This is a genomic window from Yoonia sp. R2-816 (genome assembly GCF_046762905.1).
In the GTDB taxonomy this organism is placed as follows: Bacteria; Pseudomonadota; Alphaproteobacteria; order Rhodobacterales; family Rhodobacteraceae; genus Yoonia.
Genome location: NZ_JBKQXN010000179.1, coordinates 21,163 through 47,294 on the forward strand (window position 1 = coordinate 21,163; position 26,132 = coordinate 47,294).

General features: G+C 58.0%; 30 protein-coding genes. 21 read left to right on the forward strand and 9 right to left on the reverse strand.

Translation table 11 applies throughout. From position 1 onward, the window contains the following. Window positions 1-49: 49 nt before the first annotated feature. The 9 genes from ACFWW2_RS07550 to ACFWW2_RS07590 form a co-directional block, all read right to left on the reverse strand. Window positions 50-1,069 carry an amino acid ABC transporter substrate-binding protein gene (locus ACFWW2_RS07550; RefSeq protein WP_393927281.1) on the reverse strand — a complete coding sequence of 340 codons (1,020 nt, stop codon included), beginning with the start codon at window positions 1,067-1,069 and terminating at the stop codon, window positions 50-52. Window positions 1,070-1,272: 203 nt separating this feature from the next. Beyond that, entirely contained in the window at window positions 1,273-2,001 is a 729-nt protein-coding gene (locus ACFWW2_RS07555) for an ATP12 family chaperone protein (protein WP_393927282.1), read from the reverse strand. Beyond that, window positions 1,998-2,669 carry an HAD-IA family hydrolase gene (locus ACFWW2_RS07560; RefSeq protein ID WP_393927284.1) on the reverse strand — a complete coding sequence of 224 codons (672 nt, stop codon included), beginning with the start codon at window positions 2,667-2,669 and terminating at the stop codon, window positions 1,998-2,000. The genes ACFWW2_RS07555 and ACFWW2_RS07560 overlap by 4 nt, the downstream gene beginning before the upstream one ends. Beyond that, complete coding sequence (locus ACFWW2_RS07565; protein ID WP_393927286.1) at window positions 2,662-3,717, reverse strand: RluA family pseudouridine synthase; 1,056 nt, start codon at window positions 3,715-3,717, stop codon at window positions 2,662-2,664. The genes ACFWW2_RS07560 and ACFWW2_RS07565 overlap by 8 nt, the downstream gene beginning before the upstream one ends. Next, the gene (crcB, locus tag ACFWW2_RS07570) at window positions 3,714-4,073 is read right to left on the reverse strand and encodes a fluoride efflux transporter CrcB (RefSeq protein WP_393927288.1); all 360 of its coding nucleotides are present in this window, start codon (window positions 4,071-4,073) and stop codon (window positions 3,714-3,716) included. Before crcB ends, ACFWW2_RS07565 begins: the two co-directional genes overlap by 4 nt. A 31-nt stretch (window positions 4,074-4,104) precedes the next feature. Further along, entirely contained in the window at window positions 4,105-5,412 is a 1,308-nt protein-coding gene (locus ACFWW2_RS07575) for a replication-associated recombination protein A (protein WP_393927290.1), read from the reverse strand. Window positions 5,413-5,523: 111 nt separating this feature from the next. After that, window positions 5,524-6,309, reverse strand: a complete 786-nt coding sequence (locus ACFWW2_RS07580) for a citryl-CoA lyase (RefSeq protein WP_393927436.1) — start codon at window positions 6,307-6,309, stop codon at window positions 5,524-5,526. 1,643 nt (window positions 6,310-7,952) lie between these two features. Further along, complete coding sequence (locus ACFWW2_RS07585) at window positions 7,953-8,579, reverse strand: SOS response-associated peptidase (protein WP_393927292.1); 627 nt, start codon at window positions 8,577-8,579, stop codon at window positions 7,953-7,955. A 461-nt stretch (window positions 8,580-9,040) separates the two neighbouring features. Continuing rightward, on the reverse strand, window positions 9,041-9,739 hold the full coding sequence (locus tag ACFWW2_RS07590; protein ID WP_393927294.1) for a helix-turn-helix transcriptional regulator: 699 nt from the start codon (window positions 9,737-9,739) through the stop codon (window positions 9,041-9,043). A 1,232-nt stretch (window positions 9,740-10,971) separates the two neighbouring features. Between ACFWW2_RS07590 and ACFWW2_RS07595 the strand changes: the two genes are divergently transcribed. The 21 genes from ACFWW2_RS07595 to ACFWW2_RS07695 all read left to right on the forward strand — a co-directional run bounded on the left by ACFWW2_RS07595 (window position 10,972) and on the right by ACFWW2_RS07695 (window position 26,018). Further along, window positions 10,972-11,211, forward strand: coding sequence for a hypothetical protein (locus ACFWW2_RS07595; protein WP_393927296.1), 240 nt, complete (start codon window positions 10,972-10,974; stop codon window positions 11,209-11,211). 32 nt (window positions 11,212-11,243) lie between these two features. Continuing rightward, complete coding sequence (locus ACFWW2_RS07600; RefSeq protein WP_393927299.1) at window positions 11,244-12,134, forward strand: ParB/RepB/Spo0J family partition protein; 891 nt, start codon at window positions 11,244-11,246, stop codon at window positions 12,132-12,134. Beyond that, the gene (locus ACFWW2_RS07605; protein WP_393927301.1) at window positions 12,131-14,257 is read left to right on the forward strand and encodes a transposase domain-containing protein; all 2,127 of its coding nucleotides are present in this window, start codon (window positions 12,131-12,133) and stop codon (window positions 14,255-14,257) included. Before ACFWW2_RS07600 ends, ACFWW2_RS07605 begins: the two co-directional genes overlap by 4 nt. Window positions 14,258-14,308: 51 nt before the next feature. Further along, window positions 14,309-15,049 (forward strand): AAA family ATPase, encoded by a 741-nt coding sequence (locus ACFWW2_RS07610; protein WP_393927302.1) that lies wholly within the window; start codon window positions 14,309-14,311, stop codon window positions 15,047-15,049. Next, a complete protein-coding gene (locus ACFWW2_RS07615) occupies window positions 15,049-15,621 on the forward strand; it encodes a hypothetical protein (RefSeq protein WP_393927304.1) in 573 nt (190 codons plus the stop codon). The genes ACFWW2_RS07610 and ACFWW2_RS07615 overlap by 1 nt, the downstream gene beginning before the upstream one ends. After that, entirely contained in the window at window positions 15,618-15,986 is a 369-nt protein-coding gene (locus ACFWW2_RS07620) for a hypothetical protein (RefSeq protein ID WP_393927305.1), read from the forward strand. Before ACFWW2_RS07615 ends, ACFWW2_RS07620 begins: the two co-directional genes overlap by 4 nt. After that, window positions 15,983-16,219, forward strand: a complete 237-nt coding sequence (locus tag ACFWW2_RS07625) for a hypothetical protein (RefSeq protein ID WP_393927307.1) — start codon at window positions 15,983-15,985, stop codon at window positions 16,217-16,219. The genes ACFWW2_RS07620 and ACFWW2_RS07625 overlap by 4 nt, the downstream gene beginning before the upstream one ends. After that, window positions 16,216-16,860, forward strand: a complete 645-nt coding sequence (locus ACFWW2_RS07630; protein WP_393927309.1) for a DUF3164 family protein — start codon at window positions 16,216-16,218, stop codon at window positions 16,858-16,860. The genes ACFWW2_RS07625 and ACFWW2_RS07630 overlap by 4 nt, the downstream gene beginning before the upstream one ends. Before the next feature lie 3 nt (window positions 16,861-16,863). Further along, a complete protein-coding gene (locus ACFWW2_RS07635; protein WP_393927310.1) occupies window positions 16,864-17,361 on the forward strand; it encodes a hypothetical protein in 498 nt (165 codons plus the stop codon). Window positions 17,362-17,446: 85 nt separating this feature from the next. Then, on the forward strand, window positions 17,447-17,905 hold the full coding sequence (locus tag ACFWW2_RS07640) for a gp16 family protein (protein ID WP_393927312.1): 459 nt from the start codon (window positions 17,447-17,449) through the stop codon (window positions 17,903-17,905). Then, on the forward strand, window positions 17,902-18,153 hold the full coding sequence (locus ACFWW2_RS07645) for a hypothetical protein (RefSeq protein ID WP_393927313.1): 252 nt from the start codon (window positions 17,902-17,904) through the stop codon (window positions 18,151-18,153). Before ACFWW2_RS07640 ends, ACFWW2_RS07645 begins: the two co-directional genes overlap by 4 nt. After that, on the forward strand, window positions 18,153-18,548 hold the full coding sequence (locus ACFWW2_RS07650) for a helix-turn-helix domain-containing protein (protein WP_393927314.1): 396 nt from the start codon (window positions 18,153-18,155) through the stop codon (window positions 18,546-18,548). The genes ACFWW2_RS07645 and ACFWW2_RS07650 overlap by 1 nt, the downstream gene beginning before the upstream one ends. A gap of 96 nt (window positions 18,549-18,644) precedes the next feature. Continuing rightward, window positions 18,645-19,547 (forward strand): N-acetylmuramoyl-L-alanine amidase, encoded by a 903-nt coding sequence (locus ACFWW2_RS07655; protein ID WP_393927316.1) that lies wholly within the window; start codon window positions 18,645-18,647, stop codon window positions 19,545-19,547. A gap of 19 nt (window positions 19,548-19,566) precedes the next feature. Next, window positions 19,567-19,959 carry a hypothetical protein gene (locus tag ACFWW2_RS07660; RefSeq protein WP_393927318.1) on the forward strand — a complete coding sequence of 131 codons (393 nt, stop codon included), beginning with the start codon at window positions 19,567-19,569 and terminating at the stop codon, window positions 19,957-19,959. Between the two features lie 4 nt (window positions 19,960-19,963). Next, a complete protein-coding gene (locus tag ACFWW2_RS07665) occupies window positions 19,964-20,404 on the forward strand; it encodes a hypothetical protein (RefSeq protein ID WP_393927319.1) in 441 nt (146 codons plus the stop codon). A 3-nt stretch (window positions 20,405-20,407) separates the two neighbouring features. Then, entirely contained in the window at window positions 20,408-20,707 is a 300-nt protein-coding gene (locus ACFWW2_RS07670; protein ID WP_393927320.1) for a hypothetical protein, read from the forward strand. A 1-nt stretch (window position 20,708) separates the two neighbouring features. Next, window positions 20,709-21,275, forward strand: coding sequence for a phage protein Gp27 family protein (locus ACFWW2_RS07675; protein WP_393927322.1), 567 nt, complete (start codon window positions 20,709-20,711; stop codon window positions 21,273-21,275). 18 nt (window positions 21,276-21,293) lie between these two features. Beyond that, entirely contained in the window at window positions 21,294-22,970 is a 1,677-nt protein-coding gene (locus ACFWW2_RS07680) for a hypothetical protein (RefSeq protein ID WP_393927324.1), read from the forward strand. Window positions 22,971-23,087: 117 nt separating this feature from the next. Beyond that, window positions 23,088-24,752 carry a DUF935 domain-containing protein gene (locus tag ACFWW2_RS07685; protein ID WP_393927326.1) on the forward strand — a complete coding sequence of 555 codons (1,665 nt, stop codon included), beginning with the start codon at window positions 23,088-23,090 and terminating at the stop codon, window positions 24,750-24,752. Then, window positions 24,736-25,551: a phage minor head protein gene (locus tag ACFWW2_RS07690; RefSeq protein ID WP_393927328.1), complete on the forward strand. Its 816-nt coding sequence runs from the start codon at window positions 24,736-24,738 to the stop codon at window positions 25,549-25,551. The genes ACFWW2_RS07685 and ACFWW2_RS07690 overlap by 17 nt, the downstream gene beginning before the upstream one ends. After that, complete coding sequence (locus ACFWW2_RS07695; protein WP_393927330.1) at window positions 25,548-26,018, forward strand: phage virion morphogenesis protein; 471 nt, start codon at window positions 25,548-25,550, stop codon at window positions 26,016-26,018. Before ACFWW2_RS07690 ends, ACFWW2_RS07695 begins: the two co-directional genes overlap by 4 nt. Window positions 26,019-26,132: the final 114 nt, after the last annotated feature.

Sequence of the window (26,132 nt, forward strand, 5' to 3'; positions counted from 1 at the left end):
TATTGGGAAAAGGGCCCGGCATTGCCGGGCCCCTCACCATTATCAGAACTTAGCGGAAAGGTGGCGAATAGATCAGACCACCTTCGGTCCACTGTGCGTTCAGACCACGCGCCAGACCGATTGGTGTGTTCTCACCGATGTTCTTTTCGAACAGCTCACCATAGTTGCCACCAGCAGCGATGGCGTTCTGTGCCCAGTTGGCGTCCAGACCCAGCATCGCGCCCAGCTCACCTTCGGTGCCCAGCAGACGGTTCACTTCGGGGTTGTCGGTGGGTGCAGCGGCCAGATCGTTGACATTGGTCGATGTCACACCCAGTTCTTCGGCTGTGATCAGCGCGTTCAGCGTCCAACGGACCACATCACCCCATTCGCTGTCGCCGTGGCGGACAAGCGGGCCAAGTGGCTCTTTGGAAATGATTTCCGGCAGAAGCACGTGATCTGCAGGGTTTTCGAATGTGGCACGTGTGGCAGCCAGACCGGATGCGTCAGTGGTATAGACGTCGCAAGCGCCAGCCAGATACTGCTGCTGTGCTTCTGCGTTGGTTTCAATCGGCACAGGCTCGTAGCTGATATTGTTGGTGCGGAAGAAATCCGCCAGGTTCAGCTCGGTCGTGGTGCCGGTCTGGATGCAGACAGTCGCGCCATCCAGATCCTTGGCAGAATTCACGCCCAGTTCCTTGGGAACCATGAAGCCCTGACCGTCATAGTAGTTCACGCCATTGAATTCAAACTTCAGGTCAACGTCACGGCTGAAGGTCCATGTTGTGTTACGCGCCAGCATATCAATTTCACCAGACGCAAGCGCTGTGAAACGTGTCTGACCTGTGGTCGGCACAAACTCAACCGCGCTTGGATCACCAAAGATCGCAGCAGCAACGGCACGGCACATACCCACGTCGAAACCAGTCCAGACGCCGTTCGCGTCAGGGGCGGCAAAGCCAACCAGACCAGTTGTGACGCCGCAGTTCAGCGAGCCGCGGGCCTTGACATCATCAAGCGTTGCCGCCGAAGCCATGCTGGCAGCCAGACCAGCAACAGTCAGCGCGCCGAAAAATACGGTTCTTTTCATTTTTACCTCTTCCTGAGTTTCTGCCCCCATGCGGAGGCAGCCAATTTTTGTCCCGTCCCATTTAGACAGTCATGATGAATGAGAACGGTCACCCGTCTCAGCGTCCGTAGAGTGTGCGGAAACTGCTGATGAGGTCAAGGGTGAGCAACGGGAATCCGGGACAAAACGCCTAATAATTCGGCGAGAATTCGGGTGGCGCGCAATCACGCACCCGTTTTGGATGAGTCAAGCGAAAGCCGGTAAAATCTGGCCGCGTCAGAAAACGCCTTTTGCTTGATCAGCGCATGCGCTGTGGCCTCTTCATCCTCGCCCCATTGGGTGATCTGCCAGTCTTCATCAACACGTGACAGCGTCCAGGCCTCCTGCGGTGTCAACCGGTCACGTGTGACGGCAAGCGCCAGAATCAGGGATCCCGAAAGACTGATCAGATCGTGCGCCGCGGCGAGCGCGAAATTGTCAAACGCGGCCACTTCATCGGTCAATCGCTGCAGCACATCAGCATCCTGTTCTACATGCATGACCCCTTCACCGACCCAAAGCCGGGCATTCAATGTCTCTGCCGCCCAATCCAGTAGCGGGTCCCAGCTTTCCAATTGTAACGCGATCAGCCGCGCAGGTCCCGCCGCGCGGTAACATAGCAGATCACTGTCACCATATTCCGCCAGCATCGCGATCACCTCATCGCGCTGGGGACGCACCTTGTCGATGGCTGCATTGGCCCCGCGCGTCACTGGCATGGTGCGCGGATCAATCTGACCTTCCTGAGCATCCCATTCGGTGGCGACCGCCTCGGCCATGGCCGGCGTAGGAAGCACCAAGTCGGCCGTGGCCGGGGTCTTGACCAGACGTTCATCCAGACGCACCACATAACCGCCCGTGACAGGGGCGGTTGTAGCCTCGTTCCAAAAACGCTTGGCCTTCCAATCGCTCATGATGATGACCCCGTCAGTTGATCAACCGCATCCGGCAACGCCTGAAAATCGTGGATCAGGATATCGGGGCGCAGGTCATCCGCCGGATGATAACCCCAACTGACGCCAATCGTGCGCACGCCAGCGGCGCGACCCATATCCATGTCGAATGTCGTATCGCCCAGCATGACAGCCGCTTGCGGCGATACGCCGGTTTCATTCAACGCCGTCAGGATCATCGACGGGTTCGGCTTGGACGGATGATGATCAGACACCTGTTCGCTGTGAAACACCCCCGTCAGCCCGTGGCGCTCCAGCACCTTATCCAGACCCCGCCGCGATTTGCCCGTGGCCACAGCTAGCAGCGTGTGGTCTTGCGCCTGCAACACCTCCAACGCCGCGCGGGCACCGGGGAAAAGCGGGCCAAGCTCCTTGTCCTGTGTGCGCAACTCCGCAAAAGCGTCCTTGTAGCCGGCCACCAGCCTGCCCCGGCCCGCTGCATCCGTATCCGGGCACAGGCGCATGAATGACTCATCCAGTGACAAGCCCACGATGGAGAGTACGGCATTCCTGTCCGGCATCGCGATTCCCTCCCCCGCGAAGGCAAGGGTCATGGCCGCCACGATTTCGGCCTGACTGTCGATCAGCGTGCCGTCGACATCGAAAATCACCAATCGCAAATCACTCATCAGGCATATTGAACGGATCGACCGGGGCGTGGCCCACGACCCAACCCACGAAATCCCATGTTTTCTGCATATGGTCTGGCAGCGGGGCGGTCAGATGCAGGGTCGCCCCTGTCGCAGGATGCTCGATCGTCAGGCTGCGCGCATGCAGATGCATCTTGCGCCCAATCTCTGACCCCATGCCGGCGCCCCAGCCATCGCCAAGGTTTTCCTGGCCAGACCCGCCATATTTGCCGTCACCAATGATCGGATGACCAATCTCAGCCATATGCGCACGCAGCTGATGGGTCCGACCCGTAATCGGCACCAACGCACACCATGATGCACGGCTGGCCAGCGTATCCATCACCGCATAGTCCGTCGTCGCCCGCTTGGCGCCTTCGGTGCAGTCCACATCACGGGGATGCACGCAGCGCATCTTTTCATTCTCGCCCCCACGGCCATGCCCCGGGGCCTTGACCAGTCCGTATTTTATTGTCCCTGCCCGCGGATGCGGCACACCGGCAATCGCTGCCCAGTAAATCTTGCGTGTCTCGCGATGCTTCAAGTTCTCGGTCAACTGCTTTGCCATGGTCCGCGTCCGCGCCAGCAGCAACACGCCGGATGTATCCTTGTCCAGCCGATGCACCAGACGCGGCTTTTCATCGTAACCAAAGGTCAGCGCCTCGGCCATGCCATCCACATGGCGCGTCGTCTTGGACCCACCTTGCGTAGCCAACCCGGCAGGTTTGTTGATCGCGATAATATGGTCATCGCGGTAGATCACACAGGACTGGATCAGCTTGGCATCCGCCTTGGTCACACCCTGCTTAGCCAGCGCACGGGCGGCATCTGCCTCCTCTTCCGTTGGCAGGGGCGGAATACGCACGGTCTGCCCGACCTCAAGCCGCGTATTCGTCTTGACCCGACCCCCATCGACACGCAATTCGCCCTTGCGGCACATTTTTTCAATGCGGCCTTGCGTCAGATGCGGAAACAGCCGACGCAGATACCGATCCACCCGCTGGTCACCGTCATCAGCGCCAATCACACGGGTTTGCACACCACTCATGTCGCCATCCCCCGCGCAATCCACAAACCCAGACCACAGGCCAAAATCGAAGCAACCACAGATGCCAGGACATAGCCGCCCGCCGCCGTCACCCGGCCTTCCTCAACCAGACGCAGCGCATCCAATGTAAAGGCCGAGAACGTCGTGAAGCCACCCAGTACACCGGTCATCAGAAACGGCAACCAGTGCTGCAAACCCCGATCCGCCAGATGCACCCAGATCACGCCAATCGCAAATGAACCAATCACATTCACGGCCAACGTGCCCAATGGAAACGCCACAACCAGCCCCACGAGATATCGCAGAACCGATCCAATTGCACCGCCAAGGGCGACAGAGATTACAGGAGCCATCATGCGGGTGCCTTCGCCGGTTCGGGGCCGAATGTCAATTCTTGCCGCGCTTGGCGCGCAGGCCCGCAAAGTAATCAACGCGCTTTTTCAACTCGCGCTCAAAGCCCCGGTCAACCGGCGTATAGTAGACGCCCCGCTTCATGCCTTCCGGAAAATAGTTCTGCCCGGAAAACCCATCCTCTGCATCATGGTCATAGGCATAGCCCGCGCCAAAACCCTGTTCCTTCATCAGGCTGGTGGGCGCATTGAGGATATGGGCCGGTGGCGGCTCTGACCCGCTCTGCTTGGCCGCCTTCACTGCCCCCTTATACGCCACATAAGTCGCGTTCGATTTCGGGGCAAGTGCCAGGTAAACCAGCGCCTGTGCCAAGGCGAGTTCCCCCTCCGGCGATCCCAGCCGCTCATAGGTCTCCCAAGATTGCAGGCAAACCGCCTGCGCCTGCGGATCAGCCAGCCCGATATCCTCAACCGCCATACGCGTGATGCGCCGGGCCAGAAATCGTGGGTCCTCGCCCCCGGCCAACATCCTGGCAAACCAATAAAGCGCCGCATCCGGGTCCGACCCGCGCACCGATTTGTGTAAGGCGCTGATCAGATTGTAATGCTCATCCCCCGACTTGTCGTATTTCGCCGCGCGCTTCATCAGCCGCTTAGTCAGATCATCGGCTGTCAGCTTGGCATCAGTTTTCCAGGCCGCCGTCTGCTCAATCAGATTGAGCAAGGCGCGCCCGTCGCCATCCGCCATCTCCAACAGCGCCTCGCGCGCCGGGCCGTCCAGCGGCAAGGGCTTGCCCAACTCCTTCTCCGCCCGCTGTGCGAGCAGTTCGAGATCCTTCAAATCCAGCCGCTTGAGGATAAAAACCTGCGCCCGGCTGAGGACAGCGGCGTTCAACTCAAAGCTCGGGTTCTCGGTGGTCGCGCCCACCAGCAGGATCGTCCCATCCTCCATATGCGGCAAAAATCCATCCTGCTGCGCCTTGTTGAAGCGGTGGATTTCATCAACGAATAGCAATGTGCCCTTGCCATTCTGGCGGCGCATCTTGGCGGCCTCGAACACCTTGCGCAGTTCCGGGACACCAGTAAAAATCGCGCTGATCTGGACGAAATGCAGGTCAGTTTCATCCGCCAGCAACCGGGCAATTGTAGTCTTGCCCACGCCCGGCGGGCCCCAGAAAATCAGCGATGACAGCGACCCGGACGCCAGCATGGTGCCAAGTGGCGCATCCGGGCCCAGCACCTGATCCTGCCCGATCACATCGGCCAGTTTCGCCGGACGCAACCGGTCCGCCAACGGGCGTCGTGCGTTGTCCGGCACGGGTGCGCTGTCGAACAGATCGGCCATCAGGTGACCTCCGTCTCGCGCAAGGTGAACAGGTTCATGATCATCGCCCGTCAGGATATGTTCGACCAGCGGGTCGATTGCAAGGGGACGGATACGCTATTGCGGGATCGGTCAGACCTCGCTGATCGGGTTTGGCCCGTCATAGGTCCAGCGATAGCCCGGCGGGGTCGGCCCCTTGTTTCGCCCGCCTTGCTGCATCTGCTCCCACGCATGGGCCAGAATGCCGACAGAGCGGGACAGGCAAAAAAGACCCCGGGCCAGCGGGCCCGAAAACCCAAGTTCGGCGTAAATCACCGCCGTCGCCCCATCGATATTCATCGGCACAGGCTTGCCCGCGCGCTCGTTCAACACATCCTGCAACGCCTGTCCGATCTGGCCAAAACGTCCGCTGACCGTTCCGTCAGTGGCGGCTTGGGCCACAAGCGCCAGCAGGCGCGGGGCGCGCGGGTCCTCTGGCGTGTGAAACCGGTGCCCGAAACCCGGCAGATATTTCGAACGCTCGACCTGCCAGAGGTCAATCATCTGTGCGGTGGCTGCGCTGATCTCAAGACCATCCTGCATCGCATCATCAATCCAGCCGTAAAGCTCCACCGCCTGTTCGCCCGCCCCGCCATGCACGTCATCCAGCATGTTCACAGCTGATGCCATCGCCCCATTCAACGGCACGCCACAGGTCACTGCCATACGGGCCGCCACAATCGACGGGGCCTGCGGGCCATGATCGACCGCAGCCACCAGCGCGCATTCCAAAAGGTCGGCCTGTTTTTGCGTGGGTAACGCACCTCGGGTCATCAGCCAGATCATCTGGGCAAAAGACACATGACCGATCAGATCCTCGATCGGTGTAAGGAAACAGTAGTTATTGCAGTGCCGGCGAAATGTAGGATTAGGTGATATTTGCTGATATCAACTGGCTGTGCGCCATAAGAATAAGGGCGATCCAGCATTGTGCGCCTGAGGTTGTCGAGACTGACCGATGTCTGCAGTGATGCGCCAGAATGGTTGTTTGGGCGCTGATAAGGGCGTTTATGTTAAATGTTAGCCTTCGATGAACGATGAAAGACCAAATGACGGTTACACCCTTTTAAAATAGGGTTTAAACGCGCCTTGAAAGCATCACTGAAGCCGCACAACATCAAAAACATGCCTTCGGAACTGGGACGCTGGACGCCCAGTTCGAGTTTTGCGTCCCAGATAGCGATTAGATATTTGAATTCAGTGGGTTACCCCTCGCGGCTCTTAGATCGCCGTGTCGCGAACTGGGACGCCATTTCAGCGCAGTCGTCAGACCGGGGCAACAAACCTGCTACGATTTCAACGTAGGCACATGTTCTCCGTTCTATGGTAATGCGTTTGGTAATAGCCTTGCTTTGGGATCGTTTCGAACGCAGGAAGCCCAAAAGGACATTCTCCGTGGATATTCAGGCGAGATTCCACGTGTCTGGAGTTTGTTGGGCATCCGTTAGCAGCTTGTTCTTCATTGGAGAAACGCTATCGAACGATAGTTTTCCTTTTGTGTCGGTTTTTGCCAACTTGACTTTACCAATGCATAACGGGCGGTGATGTACATGGATTTACTTGGCGCGTCTCAGATTTTTTTTGTGGTTGGTAATGCTGTTTTGGTATGCTTAGTGATCTACGTTTTAGTGTTGTTTTTGTGGAGAAGGTGAGGATGTCATGACCGTCTTTGATGTTGAGGGGTTGATTGGCCTCTAGCTACAGAGAGTACCAAGGCCGACTGACAGCCCTTAGCGGACACTCAACCCTAGGCAACCATCCAAAACTCTAAATTCTGAAACGCGAGGCTTGTCTAAATGAGACGCGCTTCGCGTGCGTGTTGTTCCGCTGTCTGCCATCGATGCTAGGGAGCACAGAGCCGAGCTGGTCTGATCACAGAGAGAAGGGAGCGATTTTGAAGAACCTACATGTACTTGTTTTAGCGGTTTGTGCCGGGTCTTTGACGGGGTGCACATTCACACCAACAGAGGTGGAACCGATCAACGGTATTCCCACATTCTCGGTCACATCGAACAGGCTCGCGAACCAGAATGCAGGGAACCCTGACACGGTTGCGCAAGCACTCCGCGAACTCGAACAAGAGGCGGTGCCACTCTACATGAAAGAAGTTTGCGGAAACCGTGGACACAGGATCGTCTTGCGTTCTGAACCCATCATCGAGCCTTGGACTGGCCGCGGTGGCGGATGGTTTGTGAAACGGACGTTCCTTGCACAGTGTAGATGACGACAACGCCTCGCAAAGCTCATCCTGACATCGCCGACCATGTGGCAGAGGAAGGAGGGGTTTTGCAGCCACCGTTGGTGGCGTGGCAAGGTGCTGGTCGGAGGTCACTCAGGGGGCTATGGGCTATCGCAGCAGCTTTGTTGGCGCTTGCGACGATCGAATGGCCGCGACGTGAAGAAAGTGACTAGACCGGTCGAAGACCGAGCCGTTTCCAACAAAAGAAGAGCTTAACAAAGCGGCGATTATGGGCTCAGAGTGGACAGCCGACTCCATCATATTGCTGTGACAATGCAGTCATCTATTCTGGCCCCTCGATTAAGACTAGTTGATCGTCAGCAAGCGGGCGCTGCAAGGCCATGGCTTCCGGCACAGGAGCGGAGAGCCAAGCATCCACTTCCTCGGGCGTCGTTAAGATGACCGGCATCGCTTTTGGATGAAAAGGTGCCACAACCGCGTTTGGATCTGTTGTCAAAAAGGCGAACAACTCGTCAGATGTCTCGCCATCCTTGACCTTGCGAACAGATGTCCAAGGCGTCCAGATTCCAGCAAAGACCGCGAGGGGTTGCGTTTTCTCAGTGGCAAACCAGCGATTGCCATGTCCCCGCTGAAACTCGGAGAACGCTGTAAATGGTACGACACAGCGATGTTCCGGAACCAACCAACGTCGCCAGTGCGGAGACTTGGTATTTCGGACGTTCGTTACGCCCTTGTCATAGTTCTTGCCCCGCAGATACTGCGGCGGTGTAGGCATCCCCCAGCGCATCATAGAAAGGACGCGACCATCAGGCGTGTTTGTTACGACCGGAGCCAGATTATTGGGATAGATACCGGGCAAGGCGGGCATATTGCCGGTCTTGTCCTGCCAGACCTTGAGTAGATCGATGATCGCCGCCTGACTGGACGTCATCGAATACAAATTACACACTAAACTAACCTTGGAAACTCAGTACTAAACCGACCTTGGAAACTCAGAACTCACTGCACGCTCCAAGTACCATCGCATCGTACCTTTCGTTCCGCAACACTTGCATTTGAAGCTCTGCTCCAAAGTATAGAGCGGTGTCATTTCGCGATACTTGGCGTGGAGCTGATGAGGAGCGATCCGGTATTCCTGGCCGCAGAAGCGGCAGACGACAACCATGACATCCCGCGCTGTCAGGTCGCGGACACGAGTGTTGAATTTCAAACCCAAGGTCAATGGTACATAAGGCACGAGAAAGAACATAAGTAGAACATGTGGCGTCTGGCAAGATGTATTGCTGGAGCATGACGCTTAGTAACGAATGCCATCAAGCATTGGTTGCACATGCTCCCAGCGAGGTCGCAGACCTTCGTCGAGCGAACCTACAGACTATCAGACACAACCGGATGAGTATTGGCTGCTTTCTAAAAATCGACGGTATGTCCCCACCATATCACCTTTCCGATGAAGTTGAGACGTTCCTGATCGCGGCCCAAGAAGGCCTCTGGCGGGTAATTTGTAGTGTCTTCCGAATAGAGGATCAGGTTCTGGAAATCTGGGCGCTCTACGCGTTTGACGCGCGTCTCTCCGTCAACATCGACTACATAGATGCCTGATCTGACTTTCCCCGCTTTGGTTTGGGGGCGGATTGGTGGTTCACGCCTTGCGGTGTCGATGAGCAGTACGTCACCATCAACAATCTTTGGTGCCATGCTATCACCACGGACGCGCAACATAGCGGTGTTTTGCGGCGCCACACCTTGCTTCGTGAGCCAACTTCTGCTGAACGCGTAGTCACTCTTTTCACTGTTGCCTTGAGCTCCGAGCTCATCCGACGTCTCTATCGGATAAAACGGGACTGTTGCATAGTCGTTGCCCTGTATGACGCGATGCGGGATATCACCCGTTTCGCGTGGCGGACCGATATAGAATTCCAATCCCAATGCATCGCAGATCTCCCGAGCCCTCGTCAGCGTCGGGCCGCTTTTTTTCGAGCTTCGGATGACATTTCTGATCGCATCTGGCGGCAATCCGGCTTCAATTTCTATTGCTTGCACGCCTTTCTTCAGCGCTTCCACACGCTCTAACACCAGATCTTCAAACGATTTTTTAGACATACTCATGATTCGGTGAAGTTACCGACAAAGGGGTATCTTGACTAGTGGTAGGAATACCATGTAGGCACTTGGTAAACATACCGAGGTGGTAATGAATATAGAAACTCTAGTTCTGCTGGCTGAAACCTACAGTACTCATACAAGCCTGAAGCTATCCACAGTTTCGACCTACATCAGAAACGACGGAAAGTTCTTTGATAACCTCAAATACAAAAGGGCCGGATGCACTCTAAAAACTGCCAATCAAATCGTTGATTGGTTCGACCAGCGCTGGCCAGCCGACTTGGAATGGCCATCCACACTAAATCGTCCTTCCGATACGGGAGCGGCGGTATGAGCAGTTTTCGACGACGCATTGCTTTAGCAATCTGCCCAGAGCTCTCACGTCAGCCACTAGTTGTCCGCGCCCCAATGCGACCACGCGACCTCGTTCGACTTTCATTCCTTATGGAATGTCATCTGGGTGTCACTCATTGGGCGGTTTCGATGAGAGTGGCCTCCAAGGGGGACTTAATTGATCGCTTTAAGGCTGGTGGCGACGCCCGAAGCGCGACGATCATTAGGGCGCTGCAGCGCTTCTCGGACATCTGGCCCACTGACCTTGAGTGGCCATCTGACATCCCACGTCCCACCTCATCCCAAGAGGCTACCCGATGATTGGCAAGCGTGTCGAACCTATTGCTATGGCTCGTGATGCCTGTGCAGGCATGACAGAGCAGCAGCGTCTCGCTTTCGCGACGGAGCTGTTGAACTCTGCCACATCGCCGCAGTCGCAACGTCAGTTGAGATGTGTCGAGACCGTCGCTCGTGAGGCACGAATTGCAATCGCACGCGATGAAGCGTTGCGGAGGCAGGCCTCATGATCCGCCGCCTAATCGCCGCTATCGCTGAACCGCTTTCATGGGAGGCGCGCCTGTTTGGCATGTGCCTCGTCGTGTGGGTTGTCTATGCTCTTTTGCTTCTGGGGTTTCAGCTATGACAGCTGCGAACACTGGGTGCTACCGCATCAAGAGACGCGGCGATGTCTATCTCGTCCTGAATAGCCGAGGCGTGCAGGTCGGGGCACCCAAAGGGAACCGCGATGACGCGCTGACGTTCATTGGGGTTCAACTGGACAAAGGAAAACTGTCACAGCGTAAGCCGCGCGCCTGCATGTGCTGCGGCGTCGAGTTTTTGTCTGAAGGCATTCACCATCGGCTCTGTCATCGCTGCCGTCGTCAGTCGGAAGGGATGGTCTGATGCATGCAGCTTCTCTCACATCATGGCGGCTGCAGGCTCTGATCAAAGTGCTGTCAGACGGGCACCCACATTCCACCAAAGAGATTGCGCGCAAGTCCAAGGTGCTGGCGATCAGCGCCTGCGTTTCCGAGCTACGCCAACACGGTGCCGAGATCATCTGCGAACGCAAGATGGTTGAGGAGCAGGGCATTCCAAAATGGGTCTTCTTCTACACCATGCTGGAGGCACCAAGAGACTGATGGCGCCGGTGAGGGAAATCAAGGTTATCGACTTGCCACTCGACGAGATTGAAGTCGGCAATCGTATCCGGATGGTGTCACCCAGCGCAGTCAACATCATTGCTATGTCCATTGAGGATTTGGCGGTCCTGACGGACCCAATCCATGTCCGCAAGATAAAGAACGGCTATCGCTTGATTGATGGCGCGCACCGTTTCGCCGCTGTAAAACAACTTGGATGGTCTTCGGTTCCGACAAAGGTATGGCAATGCACTGCGGATCAGGCTGAGCTAATGGAAAGCGATGCCAATATCTCCACGGCACACATGCCTCCGCTGGAACTCGCCATCAGTCTCGCAGCTCGCAAGCGGTCATACCAAAAGCTACATCCCGAGACGCGTCAGGGGCATGCGGGCGCAAAGGGGCGGTGGACTGACGATATGCAAGCGAACTCCAGTTCGTTTGCATCCTGGATGGGGAGCGTTCTAGGGGTCACAACTCGCCAGGTTCAGAAGATCATAGCCGCCGGTGAAGGCCTCACAGCCGATCAAATCCGATGGCTCCGCGCTGCCCCTAAGCCAGTCACACAAGCCGATCTTCAGACCTTGGCCAAGGTGCCGGACGACACCCAGCGCTCGAAGATCTGCATCAGTTTGACCAACGGCGAAGCTAAGAGTGCTGCAGATGCCCTTAAGCGTCTGTCTGACCCTGCTAGCAAACCCGTAAAAGACCCAGTTGAAGAGGCATTTAAGGACCTGCGCGAGGCATGGTCACGCGCACCCAAAGTTGCCCGGGATCGGTTCCTTGTAACTGACGTGAAAGACATGGCGTTCGAGCTGGAGGACGCGTGGACGCAGGCCAGTGTGGATAACCGCAAGGCTTTCTTTACGGCCAACGCCGCTGAGCTCTACGACTTCCTGATCGCGGAGGGCATGATCAAGTGAGCATCGCCCCAAATCAGGAATGGTGGAGTGCTGCAGAAATCGCAGACGCTGCGCTGCCTGACATGCCCACCACCAAGCGCCGCGTCAACGATATGGCGTCACGTTTGGGTTGGAGCGAAAGCCCAACTTTTGCTCGCCGTCGCGCGGGCCGTGGCGGTGGTTGGGAATACCATTGGACCCTGCTTCCATCGCGCGCTCAGGCCCTGCTGCTGTCGCAGACGAAAGACGCATCGGCATCTGATCCACGCCCAGATCGCGATGAAGCCTGGACTTGGTTTGAGCAGTTGCCGGATGGACCCAAGGCAAAGGCACGCGAACGCCTTCGCATCGTACAGCTCGCCGAAGCATTTGAAGCTGGCGGATCGACGCGACATCTGGCGGTAATTGATGCTGCCGGGCAATCGGGCGTATCGCCGAGGAGTGTCTGGAACTGGCTAGATCTCATTAATGGCGTGCGCGCCGATGATCGGTTGCCATATCTGGCACCACGTCACCGCGTCGGCCAACGATCAAAGCGCGCCACCGCGATTGATCCACGCTTTGGCGATTTGCTCAAAGCCGACTACCTGCGCCCTGAACAACCGTCTTTCAAGTCGGTCTACGACCGCTGCGTCCGGATCGCCGCGAAGGAAGGCCTCGACGTTGTTCCGGTACATACTGCGCAGCGCTGGATCAAACGCGCCGTCTCCCCGACAGCATTGGTATATGCCCGCAAAGGCTATGAGGCGCTCAAGCGCATGCGCCCGGCCCAGAGCCGCGACAAGACGGCCATGCACGCCCTGGAAGGCGTGAATGGCGACTTCCATCGCTTCGATGTCTTCGTGCGCTTTCCAGCGAGTTCCGACGGTCAGCCGGAAGAGGTGATGAGGCCGCAGATGTGCGCCTTTCAGGACATCTATTCCGGCATGATCCTGTCGCACCGGATCGACCGCACGCCCAATAGCCATTGCGTGCAGCTCACTATCGGCGATCTGATCGAGCAATGGGGCATCCCGGAACATGTTTTGCTTGATAACGGCCGCGAGTTTGCTGCCAAGCTGATCACCGGCGGAAGCAAGACCCGCTATAGGTTCAAGGTGAAAGAGGATGATCCATCTGGCTTGCTGACCAGCCTTGGCTGCGAAATCCACTGGGCGCTGCCCTATAGCGGCCAATCCAAGCCCATCGAGCGCGCTTTCCGCGACATGTGCGACCGGATCGCCAAGCACCCGGCCTTTGCAGGTGCCTATACGGGCAATAGGCCGGATGCCCAACCTGAAAACTATGGCGAAACCGCCGTCCCGCTGGCCGTGTTCAAGGCCATTCTGGACGAAGAGATCGCGGCGCATAACGCGCGCCCGGACCGGCGCTCGGAAGTGGCCTATGGGCGCAGCTTTGCGGATGTGTTCGAGGAAAGCTACGCCAACGCGCCGATCCGCAAAGCCACGGCTGAGCAGCGCCGTCTCTGGCTGATGGGGGCTGAAGGCATCAAGGCCAACACAACCACCGGCCAGATTAACTTCATGGGCAATCGCTATTGGGCGGACTGGATGAGCGAGATTGCAGGTCAAAAGGTCGTCGCACGCTTCGACCGGCAAGCCCTTTGGGATGGCATCCACGTCTACAGCACGGCGGACGCCTATCTGGGGTTCGCGCCGTGCCTGGTGAAGGCCGGTTTCTTCGATATGGACGATGCTCGCGCCACCGCCAAAGCCAACAAAAAATGGCGCAACGCCCAGAAAGCGGAACTGGCGGCCTATCGTCAGCTCACTGTTCAGGACGTCGCCTCGGCGCTGTCCAACATCACGCCTGATACACCTATTGAGCCGGTAGAGGCAAAGGTCGTGCGCCCTGTTTTCGAGGCCGCAAAGCCGCAAAAGTCAGCGCCAGTGTCCGCCAAGGTTGCACAGACGCAAACGGCCCTGATTGCCGATCTTGATAGCCGCCGCGCCAGCAAGACTGAGCGCGCGCCTGATGGCCGCGACAACTTTGTGCGGGCCCGACAGCTTGAGGCCGACCTCGCGGCGGACAAACCGGTCACCAAACAACAGCAGGTCTGGCTCGCCGGGTACCAGACCACCGCTGAATACCGCACCTGGGCGAGCATGGTTGCGGACTTCGGGGAAGACGTCCTGGCCAAATAAAAACCGCCGCCGGGCTGCAACCCAAACGGCGGAAAAAGGAGTGAAAGAGCGATGACAAACAATATGCCGCTTTACAACACTGTCGCCCCGCTGCGGAACGTCGCCGCATTGGTCGAACTGATTGAGCGCGTGCAGGGACGTGCTTTGAACCTCCCCGGCATGGCGACCTTTTATGGACCCAGCGGCTTTGGCAAAAGCTTCTCCGCCATCTTCGCAACCAACAAGTTCCAGGCCATTACGGTGCAGGTCAAATCAACCTGGACCCGCAAGAAGCTCTGCCAGGCCATCCTGACTGAAATGGGCCTGCCAAAGGTCACGACCGTCAGCGACATGGTGGACGACATCAGCCAATTCCTTGCGATGCATGACCGGCCCCTGATCATCGATGAGGCCGATTTTCTGGTGCAACGCAAGATGATCGAGATTGTGCGTGACATCCATGAAGGATCTGGCGCGCCCGTCATCCTGATCGGCGAGGAGCTGCTGCCCCAGAAACTCAAGACCTGGGAACGCGTCCACGGTCGAATGCTTGATTGGGTCGCTGCAGAGCCCGCCGACATGAGCGATGTGAAGCATCTGATGCGGCTGTATGTGCCGGGCATTCAGATCGCCCCGGAAATCCTCGATACGATGCTGAAAGCGTCGCACGGCTCGATCCGCCGGATCCGCGTCAACCTCGAACAGGTTCGTGAAATGGCTCTGGTCAACGGCCTGACAGACGTAGGTTCAAACGATTGGGGTCAACGCCAGTTCTTTACAGGTACTGCACCTGCGCCTCGGAGGGCAGTGTGATGGTCAAGCGCAACTACAGTGACGCGTTGCAGACACTTTGCCGCAATCGTGCCGGTTCAATGGAGGTCTTTACCTATTTTGATCTGGCTGCCGCCGTCGGCGCGCAGACCAAGACAATCGCCAACATCGTTCAGGAATGGGAGCAAAGGGAGCTCGTAGAACGGCTCGGCAAAGGCCCAAAGAACCGGCTGCAATTCAAGACGACTACCAAGGGTCGCGCGCAGTTTGCCCTCGCCGAGTCTGGTCAATCAAAGCCGTCCGTTTCCCCCGAAAAGAACATGTGGACTGCCATGCGGATGCTGAAGGTGTTTTCGCCGGAGGATGTGGCCGTGCAGGCACGCACCGAGGCGGTTGACATCACGCTGGAGCAGGCGCGGACGTTCTGCCGTATGCTGGTGCGCGGCCACGAACCTTATCTGAAGGTCCGGCGTACCGCCGTCCCAGGGCGTCGAGATGCAGCTTATCAGCTCATTCGTGACACCGGCCCTCTGCCACCACGTGAAGCTCGGGTCCGTGCGATCTACGATCCCAACCTCGTCGCCTTCACCCATGTGCCGGAGCCAACGCAATGAACGGTCCTATCGCTTCAGCTCGTGAAGCATGGGGCGTGGATGCGCCTGATTGGGTCATGCGTCTCGCCCAGAGTTGCGAGGCCAGTTCGCAGAGCAGGGTTGCGGCTCAACTCGGCTACACACCAGCCGTCATCAGCCAAGTCGTGCGCAAAAAGTACACAGGCAACTTCCACAACGTCCGCGAACGCGTCGAGGGCCAGTTAATGGGTGCGACGTTGGTCTGCCCTGCACTTGGAAATCTGCCGCTGCATGAATGCCAGGCTTGGCGTGCGAAAGCGCGTCACTTCTCGGGCGCGAACCACCAGCGCGTGCTGATGTTCCGGGCCTGCAGTCGCTGCCCGAACAACCGGCAGGACAACGTATGACCCAGAAGAAAGGCACCGACGTCGACCGATTCACACAAGATCAGATCATCGGTCTTGCCGCAAATGCGGTCACCAAGGTTGATCTTCTGGGGGAGCGGGGCGCGACCCTCTGCACCCAGAACGAAATCATCGCGTTGACCATTCTCGTTGCGGCGAGCGGGTGCATCCCGCCCTTGCCGGAACGGACGCTACCAAAAAACCCGAACCTGACACCAGAAGGAATGAAGCCATGACCGAACAATTCAGAATGCCGGATGGTCGCAAGGTGATCGACGGCAATACGTACATGCTTGATGCCAAAGGCAGGCTCGAACCTGTCGAAAACATCAAGCCGCAGCACCTGCTGGAGGATGAGACGGTACGCAAGATCATCAGCTATGCGATGCCCCTTTCTGGTCAGGTCGCGCGGTTCAAGCAGCACACGTTTGATGACATTAGCGCCTTCGAAGGCGTGTTGGCGCAGGAATACGGCACAACAGTGGGTGGCCGGAAAGGCAACAAGACGCTGATGACCGTTGATGGGCTGTTCAAGGTAACGGTTCAGGTCGCCGACCGGATCACGTTTGGACCTGAATTGCAGGTCGCCAAAACGCTTGTCGATGAATGCTTGAATGAGTGGTCCGCCAGTGCGGGCCCAGAACTGCGCGGCATCGTCACAAAGGCCTTCAACACCGACAAGGAAGGCCAGATCAACGTCTCCGAAATCTTCATGCTGCTGCGCCAAGACATTGATGATCCGCGCTGGCAGCGGGCGATGGAGGCGATCCGCGACGCCATGCGTGTCGTGGGTTCAAAGACCTACGTGCGTTGCTATCGCCGGACCGGCCACGACGCGCCCTGGGAAGCCATCACTATCGATCTAGCAAAGGCATAGAGCATGAAAAAAGATGACGAATTTGGGCGAGTTGTCGCCAAAACACTGGCCGCCTTTGCCCTTGCAGCAGTACCGGCCGCAGCACAGGGCTGCGACCTGCAACCAGATCGCATGTCGGTGCTGATCGGCTCTGATCACATCGGCGCGCAGGGCGAGATGAATGGGCGCAACCCGGGTCTCTTTGTGAGTTGGAACTGCAAAGGCTTTGAGGTCTCGGCAGGAGCCTATCAGAACTCATATGACAACCAGTCTGTTGCGGGCACGGTGTCTTATGCCGTGCTGCAGAAAGGTTGGTTTAAGAGCAGCCCGTTCTTAGGTCTCGCCCGTTATCCGGAATATGGGGAACTACAGGTCGTGAGCTATGGCGATATCGTGCCACTGGTCGGTCTGCAGACTGTGGTCGGGAACGCATTTGTGCAGGTTCTTCCAGGCGATCAGGAAACTGTTGATGTTGTCATCGCGTTTGGACTGACATTCGAGATCGGCAGGGCAGGGCAGTGAGAGCGGGCGTCCGCATGTTCGCTTCGTTCGGCCTAATGCTGCTTTTGGCGCGCGCTATTGCGACACTGCGCGTCACGCTATCGACATGACCCGCGCCTTGCAAAAACTCATCCACGTGGCTTGCCGTGAGCTGGGGCTGGACGCCCAGGCGCGGCGTGATCTGCAGCTTGTGACCTGCGGCAAAGACAGCATGCGGGACATGAACGAAGCGGAATTGAAGGCGGTTCTGGACCGGCTCAAGGCCGACGGGTTCCAGATCAGCGTCACCAAATCATCCAAGCGACGTCCGGCTGCCCCGCGCAAGGATCTCAAGCTGGTCCACGTCCTCTGGACCAAGCTGGGCGATGCTGGCGCGCTGGATCGGCCTGGGCGCGACGGGCTGAACGCCTTCATCCGGTCGCGCTTTGGGAGCAGTTGGGGTGTTGTGCCGGCTGACATCGATATGCTGCGCGACCACGACAAGATCGCGGCGGTCATTCGCGCGCTGATGGCTTGGGGCAAGCGTGAGAACATCGATTTCGACTTTGTGCGGTACCGCAAGTGAAACGGACCCGCATCCATGTCACTGATCATGCCATCCTGCGCTACATTGAGCGCGTCATGGGCATTGATGTGGATACTGTTCGTGCGCAAGTGGCCGAGACGGTGGCGATTGCGGATGAGCATGACACCTGTACAGCGGTTACCAAAGACGGATTTCGCTATGTCCTGGTCGGCGACACGCTTGTCACCATCCGCCGCATCGCGCGCGCTGCCGACCGCAAATCCAAGGCAAAGTGGCCGTTGTCCTGATGAAGAACGGCGTGCGTCCCCTTGCTCAAGTTGAGCCCTTTGTGCGAGTCCTCGGAGTGGATCTGGCCATCGAGTTCCTGCTGACGTTTGGTGGTGCGCAGCTGTCCATATCCCATAATCCGCGTCCGCATTCGCGGCTTTCGAAACTGGTGGGGGTCGACAAGGCGATAGCACTTGCTGAAGCTTGCGAACATCTGCCGAGCCGGATCCCGACAGCAAAGCCCTGGATTGCCGCTGTCTGGAAAAGCCGTGGCGTGCCGATTGATGAGATCGCGCGCAGACTGCACACGAGCGATGTGACGGTCCGTACAATGCTCAAAAAGCAGGGTGCTTGGAAAGGCAAAATGCCGTCCCGCAAGCCACCCAAAGAAGACCGGCAACTGCGTCTGCTCTGAAACCACGCAAGCCCTTGCGTGGTTAAGACTTCCCAAAAATCAGCATGATGACCAGTACGCGCGCAACGTAAGGCGCGCTTTCTGCAAAGGTCTGTCATGAAATTCCTGCATCACAAACTACAAGGCGTCCCGTTCAACCTGGCACGGCACCGCCGGGGTAAGATCACACCAATCGTCGTGGTCATTCATGACACGGCCAGCTCGCTCGGCCACGGGGATGCCGCGCGCTATCTGGAAGACAACAACGCCAAGACCTCCGTGCATTTCATCATCGAGCGCAACGGTGCCATCGAGCAACAGGTGCCAACCAATGTGGGTGCGAACCATGCAGGCCGGTCACATTACCATGGGCTGGATGGGGCAAATGATTTCTCCATCGGGATCGAGTTGGTCAATGCAGGTCGCATGACCAAAGGCAGCTCGTCCAGAACGGCCCGTGCCTGGTTCAAGACGGAATTCGACATCGACGATTACGGTATCCAGTTCATCAAGACGCCCGAACATGGTGAAGGCTGGTGGATGGATTACACCGAAGAACAGATGGAGGCGTTGATGGAGCTCCTCCACGCGCTCTTTGATTACGTGCCGTCCCTCAAAGACATCGTCACCCATTGGTACATCTCGCCCGGCCGCAAGGTCGACACGAACCCACTCTTTCCCCTGAACAGCATCAAAGCGCGGATCCTCGGCCGTGACGATCTCATCACGAAGGAGGCGGATGATCTGTCCGAGTGGTCATCTGATGGTGACGATTTGGTGCGGATTGAAGTCCCTGGAGACCAGCTCAACATGCGACGCTGGCCGTCGTTCAACCCCAATGTGATCACCCAAATCCCGAAAGGTGTTGTTGTTCCTGTCATCCGTGCAGGGACCTTCCAAGGCCGCTGCTGGTTCAAGATCCAGTATGCGGGCCAGGAAGGGTGGATTGTAGCGAAATACACGGCAGAAATCCGTGCGTCATCAGCGGGCTTTCAACCAGCCTTTGAAGTCTCCTTTTAACCCCCAAGAAGAGGTCCTAATGCAAGCTTTCCTCACCCCCGAACTCATCAACGCCCTCCTGACGCTAACAAGTCTCGCTGTCACCGGCTTTGTTGGCTGGCTCGCCCCCACCTTGCACCAGCGCTGGGGTATTGATCTGGACGCCCGCGCGCGTGCGACCCTGCATTCCGCTCTCAACACCGGCGCGCATCTGGCATGGTCTCGTGTCAGCAACCGGATTGATCCGCCAGACATGAACGCGCTCATCCAGATTCTTCTGGCGCATGTGGCGGGCGAAGGGGCTGGTCAGGCCGTCCGTCGCCTGAATGTCTCCCAATCCGCACTGCGGAGCCTTGCTGAAGCAAAGCTGATGGAGGTGGGCACCAACATGGCGCTGCAACTGCCACTCCCGGGCGCAGATCGGCGGGACTGAAGACGTGGACGTGATTAACGCTATCGAAACGACCCGGCTCGTCTTCACCCTTGTTGTGTCCATCGTCACTGCCATGGTCGGCGCGGTTCTCTGGACCCGCCGCTCTGTCCGCGCCGTTGCTGCCGAAGAGGTCAGCGATGTCGTTGCGGCACAAGAAGCCAGCGAAGAAAAGATCGACGCGCTTGATGACGATATGCGCCGCAACGCCCGCAAGATCGAGAGCCTCGAACGCCAGATGGGGGATGTCCAGAACAGCCTGGAAAACATGGGCAGCGCCATGAGGACGATGCCCACCCGTGACGACATCCACAATCTCACGCTGGCGATGCAACGCAGCGAAGGCAACATCGAGCGGCTTGATGCCAAGTTCGAAGAGAGACTGAGGCCCATCGCCTCAATCATGGAGCGCATGCAGGAAGTGCTGATGCGTGGAGGCAAGGAGTAACCGATGGATATGGATCAGATCATCCGTGAGGACGCGCGCCTGATCGTGCTGAAGGCGCTCGCAGCCGAGGACACGGAAACACTCAACAGCGGCAACCTGTTACCCATCGTCACGAGCTTCGGGATCCGCAAGGACCGCGCGTGGCTGCATGGCGAGTTGGATTACCTGAAGGACATGGGGGCCATCACGTTGATGGAGGCCAACAGCGTCAAGGTGGCAATCCTGACGGAAAAGGGCCACCGGCATCTGATGCGCGAGATCCAGATTGAGGGCGTGAAACGACCTTCCCGCCCAGGAGGCTGATATGGGACGCGGCCGCCTTTCATCGTTCGACACGATGCCGACCGAGGCCGAGGGCATCATTGCCTGGGCGTCGCAGGAACTGTCGGATCGGGAGCGCACGCAGACGGATATCTATGCCGAGTTCGTGGAGAAATGTGAAGCCCTGATGAAAGAGCATCGTGGCGAGCTGGAGTTCCGCATTCCCAGCTTCTCGTCCTTCAATCGCTATTCCATCCGCATGGCCAAACTGACGCGCAGGTTGGATGAAACGCGTGCCGTTGTCGCAGCCCTCTCTGAGCGCTTCGATCCGAAGGATGCCGATGATCTGACGGTCATGACCGTTGAGACAATCAAATCCATGGTCCTGCACATGCTGGCCGATCACGATGACAAGCTGCTGCCCAAGGACGTCATGCAATTGGCCTCTGCGATCCGGCAGGCCCAGCAGGCGCAAAGTGCATCCACCTATCGCCGCGCCAAAACCATGGAGTTCCTTGAAGAAGCTGTTGAGACCGTCGCCAAGATGAAAGGCATGACGGCCGAGACAAGCGAGGCGATCAAGCGCCAGATCCTTGGGGTGGTCAATTGATCCGTGCGGCACTTCCAGATGACTGAGCTCTTGACCAAAGAGCAATGGGAAGAGCAGCGCCGTCTGGCCACGGCGGTGATGCCCGATGTCATAGATCAAGTAGGCCTGCCTGCTGTGTTGCTGCCGTATCAGCAGCGTGCGGTCTCGCTGCTCGATAGCGTCTCTACCCAAGTCCTCTTCATCGAAAAGTCGCGTCGGATCGGGCTGACCTGGGGGCTGGCGGCCTATGCCGTTCTCCGGGCCGGTAAGCAGCGTCAGGCAGGCGGTATGGATGTGATGTACATCTCCTATAGCCGCGACATGACCCGAGAGTTCATCGACGCCTGTGCGATGTGGGCACGGGCCTTCTCGATTGCGGCATTGGCCGAGGAGGAGCTGCTCTTTGAGCAGGGCGATGATAAGGGCGACAAGGCGATCCAGGCCTTCCGCATTCCCTTTGCTTCTGGTTTGGAGATCATGGCGCTCAGCTCTGCACCAAGAGGGCTGCGTGGCAAGCAGGGTGTCGTCATCATCGATGAGGCGGCTTTTGTCGACAGCTTGGATACGTTGATCGAGGCAGCGATGGCGTTCCTGATGTGGGGTGGTCAGGTGGTCGTCTGTTCCACCCATTATGGCGTCGATAATGACTTTAACCTCGCCATTCAGGACGTACTGGCAGGACGCGCACCGGGCGATCACATGCGGATCGATCTCGATCAGGCGTTGGAAGAGGGGCTCTTTGAACGCATTTGCCTGGTCAAAGGTGACGATTGGACGCCTGAAGCGGAAGCCGCATGGCGCCAGAGCATCATCGACTTCTACAAGGACAGTGCGGACCAGGAGCTGTTCTGTGTTCCCAGTGCTTCATCCGGGACATGGTTGCCGTCACCCTTGATCGAAGCGCGCATGACGGTGGATCGCCCGATCATTCGTCTCGATTTGCCAGACGACTTCTTGCATCGCAGCCATCTTGAACAGCACTCGCTTGTCGCACCGTTCATGGAGGAGATTGAGGAGGCTCTTGGCAGCCTGGACATGTCTCTGCGCTATGCACTGGGCTTTGACGTTGGGCGCGTGGCGGACCTCTCGGTCGTGCCGCTGCTAGCCATCGACCAAAAGCTCAATCGTCATGAAGCGCTCTGCCTTGAGATGCGCAAGGTGCCCTATGCCGAACAACAGGCGGCGGTCGATCTGGTGCTGCAGCATGTCCAGGCGCGTTTGGTTGGTGCCGCCATCGATGCCACCGGGATTGGCGACATGATTGCGGAGAACCTTGGACGCAAGTTCGGCATCCGCGAAGATGAAGAGGGATCTGGCCTCGTCTGGTCGATCAAACTCAGCCAGGACTGGTACCGGATCAATATGCCGCCGCTGAAGGCGGCGTTTGAAGAGGACACCATCGCGCTGATCCCCGACGACGATCACATATCTGACATGCGCGTGGTCAAGGTTATCCGAGGTATTCCGCGCGTGCCCGACACGCGCGAAGGTGACAAAGGTAAGACCCGCCATGGTGACTTCGCCATCGGTCTTGCATTGGCGCATTTCGCATCACGCATGCGCTGGGTGGAATACGGCTATCGCGGTGCAGCTCCGCAGGCCTCACAACCCGATGGCACGCGCAAGCTGCAGCAAAGGCCTCGTCATGACAGCGACATCAAAGGCCGGAGCTGGTGGGATAGTCCGCTGGGTGCTGGCGTGCGTGGAGGTATTTGATGTGGTTCGTTGCGGTGCTGCAATTTGGGTGGGGGCAGGCCGGGTTTTGCCACGACCAAAACCGCCTATGGCTGCATGTCAGCTACCGGCTGATTTTGTCATGAAGGAGCCTTGGAAATGGACCGCAAACCGGCACTGACCGACCAATACGGTCGCCCGATCAAGCGTCTTGAGCTGCGCAAGGAACAGGCCGCAGCCACGCTTGGCGGTGTGCGCTCACCGCTGACCACCTATCCAGGCGATGGGTTGAACCCGGTCCGGCTGGCCAATATTCTGCGCGCCGCCGACCGGGGTGATCCTGTCCAATATCTTGAGCTCGCCGAAACCATCGAAGAGCGGGATCCGCATTATCTCGGCGTGTTGGGGACGCGCCGCCGGTCGGTCAGCCAGATCGACATCACTGTGGAGGCCGCCAGCGATCAGTCTGATGACGTCGCTCGCGCCGAGATGGTGCGTGATTGGCTCAAGCGTGACGAGTTGCAGAGCGAGCTGTTCGATGTTCTGGACACCATCGGCAAGGGCTACAGCATGACAGAGATCATGTGGGACACGTCCGAGGGGCAATGGAAGCCAGGCTACCTTGAGTATCGGGATCCGCGCTGGTTCCGCTTTGATCGTGTCAGTCTCAAGCGTCCGATGATGCTGGATCCTAACGGTCAGGAGCAGGAACTGCCTGGCTTCAAATTCATCTACGCCAACATCAAGGCCAAATCCGGTCTGCCGCTACGGTCCGGTTTGGCGCGTGTCGCCGCATGGGGGTGGATGTTCAAGGCGTTCACGCAGCGCGACTGGGCTATCTTCACCCAGACCTATGGCCAGCCGCTACGTGTCGGCAAATGGGGCGCGGGTGCGTCTGAGGATGACAAGGACACGCTGTTCAATGCCGTCGCCAACATCGCAGGCGATTGCGCAGCCATTATTCCCGAAAGCATGACCATCGACTTCATCGAGACCAGTAACGTCGGTGCATCATCCGCTCTCTATCTCGACCGGGCGGAGTATCTGGACAAACAGATCTCCAAGGCGGTGATTGGGCAGACCGCGACGACGGATGCCGAAACCGGCGGTTTGGGATCAGGCAAAGAGCACCGCGAGGTCCAGCAAGATATCGAAACGGCAGATGCAAAGGATCTGAGTGCAGTAATCAATCGCGATCTGGTGCGGCCTTGGATGCAACTCGAGTTCGGGCGGCTGCAGCATTATCCGCGCATCAAAGTCGAAAGACCTGAGCAGGAAGACCTCCAGCGTGAGGCCGAAATCCTCATCAAACTGACCGACGGCGGGCTGCGCGTGAAGTCATCGCAAGTCTATGACCGATTTGGGTGGGAAGAACCGAGCGCAGAGGACGCGATATTCGGCAAAATGGCCCAAAATCCGCCCGCCACGGCCAATGATGGCAACCCTACTGATCCGGATGAGGTTTTTAAACGGTCCAGCGCGATTCTTAAACGGGTAGCAGGCGCGAGACGCGGTTCTGCGGACATTTCCGCGCTGCAGGCCGAACAGGCGCTTAAAACGGCGCTCAGCGGCTCGGCGGATTTGTCCGTTTTGGTGGATCGGTTAGCTGACGACGGTGATCCGCACGTTTTGAGCATGTTGGAGCGGATCGAAGAGATGCTGGAGGCTTCAGGCAGCTTCGAAGAGTTCCGCGAAATGCTCCTAGCCGGATTTGGTGAGATCGACGCGTCGGAACTGGAGGAAGTTATCGCCGATGCCATGACAGCGGCGCATGCGGGCGGATATCTGACAGGAGCTGACACAGACGATGGCCGATCCTCTTAGCGCCACCTTTCGCAAGCCATTTAATGCCCAGTTGACAGCGTTGCGGATCCGTATGTTGGATCTGGTCGCAACGTCGGCCTGGGACGATCTTCTGCGTGCTGAACATGACCGTGCGTTCGTTGTGGCTGGAGCCACCAAAGCGGACCTGCTGTCGGATCTGGCTGAAGCGGTCGAGAAAGCCGTCGGTCAAGGCACCACGTTCGACACCTTCAAGAAGGACTTCCGTGGCATTGTGGACAAGCACGGATGGCATGGGTGGACAGGCGAGGGCACCAAGCGCGGCGAGGAGTGGCGCATGCGCGTCATCTACCAGACCAACCTGCGCACCTCTTACATGGCTGGACGTTATGCCCAGCTCATCGATGGCAATTACCCATTCTGGGTCTATCGCCATGGCGGGTCCCTAGAGCCGCGCCCACAACATCTGGCATGGGACGGTTTGATCTTGCCATCTAACCACCCATTCTGGGCAACGCACTTTCCCCCCAATGATTGGGGCTGTTCTTGCCGTGTATTCGGAGCCCGCTCGCGTGAAGGTGCCCGCCGCCTGGGCGGCAAGCCGGAACTAGTACTCGAGGAGGGGTGGGACAGTGTCGTGCCGCGCACCGGCACGCCTGCCGGGATCGGCAAGGGGTGGGATTATGCACCAGGCGCAAGCATCGCTGACCTCGTCAATAGCCTGGTGCGCAAGTTCGAGCAGTGGCCGGAGCCGGTCGGACGCGCATTTCTCGCATCCTTGCCGGATGATCTGCGCGCCGTTTTTGAACAGGCGTTGCGCCAAAGCGGAGGTAGATCATGATTACCGTTGAACTGGAAACCGAAGAGCTGGACCGCGTCCTGGCGCAAATCTCAGCCGGACTCTCTGATATGTCCGGCCTTATGAATGATCTCGGCAACTATATGCTGGTGTCCCATCATGATCGCATGCAGCGCGGGGAGCAGCCCGACGGCCAATCGTTCGCGCCGCGTTCGCAGACCACAATTGATATCTACACCAGACAGGGCAAGTCTTTTGGCATGCCTCTCAATCAATCAGGCACAATGCGCCAGCAGATTGCTTTCAACTATGGCGAGGACTGGGTCGAGATCGGCTCAAACGCAATCCAAGCCGCCGTGATGCAGTTCGGTGCTGAAGCGGGGAGCCTCGGTCCGAATGCACCCTGGGGCGATATCCCGGCGCGGCCGTTTATCGGTTTGTCAGGCGAGGATGAGAGCGAAATGATCGGCGTGGTCATCGATTGGCTGGATAGTCTTGCTGGAATTTGAACGGGTTGGGTACAGCCCAAAGCGGACATGGCCGTGGAGCATAATTTCTCTCACTTCCCGCAGGCCAGCGCGGGAAGCCGACCTTTGCTGCATACGCGTGACGAGCAGTCCCTG

Excerpts from the sequence above, each read along its gene's own strand:
- ACFWW2_RS07550 (WP_393927281.1), bottom strand. The coding sequence starts at position 1,069 with ATGAAAAGAACCGTATTTTTCGGCGCGCTGACTGTTGCTGGTCTGGCT.
- ACFWW2_RS07555 (WP_393927282.1), bottom strand. The coding sequence starts at position 2,001 with ATGAGCGATTGGAAGGCCAAGCGTTTTTGGAACGAGGCTACAACCGCC.
- ACFWW2_RS07560 (WP_393927284.1), bottom strand. The coding sequence starts at position 2,669 with ATGAGTGATTTGCGATTGGTGATTTTCGATGTCGACGGCACGCTGATC.
- ACFWW2_RS07565 (WP_393927286.1), bottom strand. The coding sequence starts at position 3,717 with ATGAGTGGTGTGCAAACCCGTGTGATTGGCGCTGATGACGGTGACCAG.
- crcB (WP_393927288.1), bottom strand. The coding sequence starts at position 4,073 with ATGATGGCTCCTGTAATCTCTGTCGCCCTTGGCGGTGCAATTGGATCG.
- ACFWW2_RS07575 (WP_393927290.1), bottom strand. The coding sequence starts at position 5,412 with ATGGCCGATCTGTTCGACAGCGCACCCGTGCCGGACAACGCACGACGC.
- ACFWW2_RS07590 (WP_393927294.1), bottom strand. The coding sequence starts at position 9,739 with ATGAGTATGTCTAAAAAATCGTTTGAAGATCTGGTGTTAGAGCGTGTG.
- ACFWW2_RS07595 (WP_393927296.1), top strand. The coding sequence starts at position 10,972 with ATGCATGCAGCTTCTCTCACATCATGGCGGCTGCAGGCTCTGATCAAA.
- ACFWW2_RS07610 (WP_393927302.1), top strand. The coding sequence starts at position 14,309 with ATGACAAACAATATGCCGCTTTACAACACTGTCGCCCCGCTGCGGAAC.
- ACFWW2_RS07615 (WP_393927304.1), top strand. The coding sequence starts at position 15,049 with ATGGTCAAGCGCAACTACAGTGACGCGTTGCAGACACTTTGCCGCAAT.
- ACFWW2_RS07620 (WP_393927305.1), top strand. The coding sequence starts at position 15,618 with ATGAACGGTCCTATCGCTTCAGCTCGTGAAGCATGGGGCGTGGATGCG.
- ACFWW2_RS07625 (WP_393927307.1), top strand. The coding sequence starts at position 15,983 with ATGACCCAGAAGAAAGGCACCGACGTCGACCGATTCACACAAGATCAG.
- ACFWW2_RS07630 (WP_393927309.1), top strand. The coding sequence starts at position 16,216 with ATGACCGAACAATTCAGAATGCCGGATGGTCGCAAGGTGATCGACGGC.
- ACFWW2_RS07635 (WP_393927310.1), top strand. The coding sequence starts at position 16,864 with ATGAAAAAAGATGACGAATTTGGGCGAGTTGTCGCCAAAACACTGGCC.
- ACFWW2_RS07640 (WP_393927312.1), top strand. The coding sequence starts at position 17,447 with ATGACCCGCGCCTTGCAAAAACTCATCCACGTGGCTTGCCGTGAGCTG.
- ACFWW2_RS07650 (WP_393927314.1), top strand. The coding sequence starts at position 18,153 with ATGAAGAACGGCGTGCGTCCCCTTGCTCAAGTTGAGCCCTTTGTGCGA.
- ACFWW2_RS07655 (WP_393927316.1), top strand. The coding sequence starts at position 18,645 with ATGAAATTCCTGCATCACAAACTACAAGGCGTCCCGTTCAACCTGGCA.
- ACFWW2_RS07660 (WP_393927318.1), top strand. The coding sequence starts at position 19,567 with ATGCAAGCTTTCCTCACCCCCGAACTCATCAACGCCCTCCTGACGCTA.
- ACFWW2_RS07670 (WP_393927320.1), top strand. The coding sequence starts at position 20,408 with ATGGATATGGATCAGATCATCCGTGAGGACGCGCGCCTGATCGTGCTG.
- ACFWW2_RS07675 (WP_393927322.1), top strand. The coding sequence starts at position 20,709 with ATGGGACGCGGCCGCCTTTCATCGTTCGACACGATGCCGACCGAGGCC.
- ACFWW2_RS07680 (WP_393927324.1), top strand. The coding sequence starts at position 21,294 with ATGACTGAGCTCTTGACCAAAGAGCAATGGGAAGAGCAGCGCCGTCTG.
- ACFWW2_RS07685 (WP_393927326.1), top strand. The coding sequence starts at position 23,088 with ATGGACCGCAAACCGGCACTGACCGACCAATACGGTCGCCCGATCAAG.
- ACFWW2_RS07690 (WP_393927328.1), top strand. The coding sequence starts at position 24,736 with ATGGCCGATCCTCTTAGCGCCACCTTTCGCAAGCCATTTAATGCCCAG.
- ACFWW2_RS07695 (WP_393927330.1), top strand. The coding sequence starts at position 25,548 with ATGATTACCGTTGAACTGGAAACCGAAGAGCTGGACCGCGTCCTGGCG.